Source organism: Chitinophaga sp. (assembly GCF_036569125.1).
GTDB lineage: Bacteria > Bacteroidota > Bacteroidia > Chitinophagales > Chitinophagaceae > Chitinophaga.
Map to the genome: position 1 here is coordinate 1 of NZ_DATCRF010000778.1, position 3793 is coordinate 3793.

Below are 3793 nucleotides of genomic sequence, written 5' to 3' on the forward strand. Positions count from 1 at the left end.
TCTAAGATGGCAACCTGGTGCTAATTTCTAAAAACAATGATACAAAATTGAAAAACTCTCCATGATAATATTTTTGCGAGAATTTATAATTACCTGATTATTAATAGCAAATGCAGAATTAACCCCTGTTACAATTTCAAAAACATTGGAAGCTATCCTGTAATGCCGCCGCCCTGGAAAAGGGCTAGGTTTGAAGCGTTAACAGGATCTGCGTTATGAAACCAGACAGGCTGATTTTCTTCTTCCACGGGAAAAAAAGCAGGTAAGGTTCCCATCCTGCCTTAAAATAAAAACAACCAAAAGGATGAATAGCAACATTGTTTTTTTCTGGGCCTTTGTAGTAGCACTGGGCGGTTTTTTATTCGGATTTGATACGGCGGTGATCTCCGGGGCGGAGCAGGATATTCAGCAATACTGGCATTTATCGGAAATGCAGCACGGCTTCACCGTATCCATTGCCTTAATAGGTACGGTGCTGGGCGCCCTGGGTGGCAGCACGCCTTCTGATAAGCTGGGCCGCCGGGCTACCTTATTGCTGGTAGCCATCGTGTACCTGGTTTCTGCGATAGGTACGGCCATGGCTACCAACTGGTACCTGTTCCTGTTATGCCGTTTTGTAGGCGGGCTGGGAGTAGGCGCCTCCTCCGTAACAGCGCCGGTATATATTTCAGAAGTATCGCCCGCGCAGTACCGTGGCCGCATGGTAGCGCTGTTCCAGTTCAACGTGGTATTTGGCATCCTGGTGTCTTATTTATCCAATTACCTCATTGGCGGGCAGGGCGGGGAAAATGCCTGGCGGCTGATGCTGGGCATCCAGGCTTTTCCTGCAGCATTGTTCCTGCTGTTATTGCGCTGGGTGCCGGAAAGCCCGCGCTGGTTATTACTGCAGGGTAAAGAGCAGGCTGCGGCCGTGAAAACCCTGCAGATCATTAACCCCGCCGGTTATGAGCAGGATATGATTACCATCCGGCAATCGCAGCAGGCAGTGGCCGGTGCGCCCAAAGAAAAGCTGTTCTCCGGCAAATACCGTACGCCCATTATGCTGGCCGTATTGTTTGCCATGTTTAACCAGGTATCCGGGATCAATGCCATAATATATTATGCACCCCGCATTTTTGAAATGTCCGGCTTAGGCGCGGGATCATCCTTATTATCAACAGTGGGTATCGGCATTGTGAATTTCATTTTCACGTTAACCGCTATACGTTTTATTGACCGCATAGGCCGCAGGCAGCTCATGCTTATTGGCACCGTAGGCCTGATTGCCACCCTGGGGCTGGTAGCCATTTCCTTTTACCGGCATACCGGCGGTATTGCAGTGGTGTCCTACCTGCTTATTTACATTGCCTTTTTCGCCTTTTCACAGGGCGCGGTGATCTGGGTATTTATTTCAGAGATCTTCCCGAACCAGGTACGCGCCAAAGGACAAACCCTGGGCAGCTTTACGCACTGGATCATGGCAGCGGTGATCGCCTTCACCTTTCCTTACCTGGCCAGCCATATCGGCGGCGGGCACATTTTCCTTTTCTTCTGTTTGATGATGGTGCTGCAATTATTATTTGTGTGGAAATGGATGCCGGAAACCAAAGGTCAAACCCTGGAACAGATAGAAGTGAGCATGGTAGTGCATTAACGGAACCTTTAAAACTACAACTTATGATAAAGCACAATATCGTTTGCCTGGGAGAAATACTGTGGGATGTATTGCCGGATAAAGAGCTGCCCGGCGGTGCGCCGCTGAACGTGGCTTACCATCTGCAAAAACTTTCGCAGCAGGTAGCCATGGTGTCCCGTATCGGGAACGATGATCATGGCAAACGCCTGCTGCAGCTCATGGAAAAAATGCAGCTCAGCACTGCTTATGTGCAGCAGGATAGTACTTATGCTACCGGTAAGGTAAATGCCTGGATGGATGCGCAGAACGATATGCAGTATGAGATCCTGTACCCGGTGGCCTGGGATCATATCAGCTGGAGCGCCCCGCTGGAAAGCCTGTTACAGCAGCCGCACCTGCAATACGTGGTATTCGGCAGCCTGATGGCGCGCCATGCAGCCTCCCGCGAAACACTGGGCAAAGCGCTGCAAACAAAAGCGCAGAAAGTGCTGGACATTAACCTGCGCGCACCCTGGTACACACAGGAAACGCTGGAATGGCTGCTGCAGCATTGCCAGCTGCTGAAGCTGAATGTGGCAGAGCTGCAGCTGATCAGCGCCTGGTACGGCAGCTATGATAATAACGAAGCACGCATAACGGCGCTGGCTGCACGCTTTAATATAGATACCATTATTGTAACGCTGGGCAGCAAAGGCTGTATGGGATATATACAGCAGCAGTTCTGCTACCAGGAGGTGCAGCCGGTAACCGTGGCCGATACCATTGGCAGCGGGGATGCTTTCCTGGCGGGCTTTCTCAGCTGCCAGCTCAATAATTGCACACCCGCCTACAGCCTGGCCTATGCCAATGCATTGGGTGCGCTGGTAGCATCCAGGCCGGGTGGCTGCCCGGCGTATGATCCGGCTGAAATAACAGCACTGCTTAACATTCCACAATACAGCTTATAACTATTGCCAGGGACAATCACAAAAACAACTGTTTACAATCACACAAATTCCCATTATGAAAAAGTTGTTATACTTAACATCATTGCTGTTATGCAGCCTTTGGGGGCTTGCACAACAGCGCGTCATCACCGGTACGGTTACCGGCAAACAAGGCGGCATACCCTTGCCCGGTGTAACCGTGCAGGCAGGCAACCGCAATACCATCACCAATGCCAATGGTAACTTTACCATACAGGCGGCGCCGGATGAGGTGCTGAACTTCTCCTACATCGGCATGAAGCCTGTTTCGCAGAAAGCAGGGGAAGGCAGCACAGCCCTCTCTATTCAAATGGAAGAAAATGCTACAGACCTTAACCAGGTAATTGTAACCGGTTATCAAACGCAGAAAAAGGCCGACCTTACCGGCGCGGTATCCGTAGTGGATGTAAAAGAGATCAAAGATATTCCATTGGGCAATCCTGTAAAAGCCTTACAGGGCCGCGTTCCCGGTGTATTCATCACCACCACCGGCGATCCTAACAGCAGCGCCACCGTACGTATACGCGGTATAGGCACCCTGGGTAATAATGATCCGCTGTATGTAATAGATGGTATCCCTACTAAAAGAGGGTTGCAGGAGCTGAACCAGAGCGACATTGAATCCATCCAGGTATTAAAAGATGCATCTGCTGCCACTATCTATGGTTCACGTGCAGCCAATGGCGTTATTATTGTTACTACCAAAAGAGCCAAAAAAGGTTATAGCCGCATTACGGTAGATGCCTCTTCCTCTTTACAGTATTACAGCACAAAACTAAAAACGCTTAATACAGATGGCCGTGGCCGCGCCTACTGGCAGGCTGCGGTGAATGACCATGTGGATCCCAACAACAACCAGATCTACCAATATGACTGGAACGGCGATTATAATAACCCGGTGCTGAATAAAATAAACCTGCCGGAATTTATTGACGCGGCTAAAACCATGCGCCCGGCTGATACTTACTGGTACGACCAGATCGCACAAACATCCCTGCTGCAGAATTATAACATCTCTGTTGCCAACGGCAGCGAAAGGGGTAACTCTTTTTTCTCCGTAGGCATGTACAACAACAAAGGCATTGTAAAAGCCACGAACCAGCAAAAGCTCACAGCACGCTTTAATACGGATTATTCATTTTTTAACGGCCGCCTGAAAATAGGAGAGAACCTTTCCGCATCCTATATAAAAGATGCGCTGGTGCCTTCATCC

3 protein-coding genes are annotated in these 3793 nt (G+C 49.7%); all 3 read left to right on the top strand.

Translation table 11 applies throughout. The features are described 5' to 3' along the window. Positions 1 to 286 precede the first annotated feature (286 nt). A complete protein-coding gene (locus VIM87_RS28715; RefSeq protein ID WP_332000313.1) occupies positions 287 to 1633 on the top strand; it encodes a sugar porter family MFS transporter in 1347 nt (448 codons plus the stop codon). A 23-nt stretch (positions 1634 to 1656) separates the two neighbouring features. Next, positions 1657 to 2562, top strand: a complete 906-nt coding sequence (locus VIM87_RS28720) for a carbohydrate kinase (protein WP_332000311.1) — start codon at positions 1657 to 1659, stop codon at positions 2560 to 2562. A gap of 55 nt (positions 2563 to 2617) precedes the next feature. Beyond that, positions 2618 to 3793, top strand: a 1176-nt coding sequence (locus tag VIM87_RS28725) for a TonB-dependent receptor plug domain-containing protein (RefSeq protein ID WP_332000312.1), incomplete at its 3' end; no start/stop codon positions are given.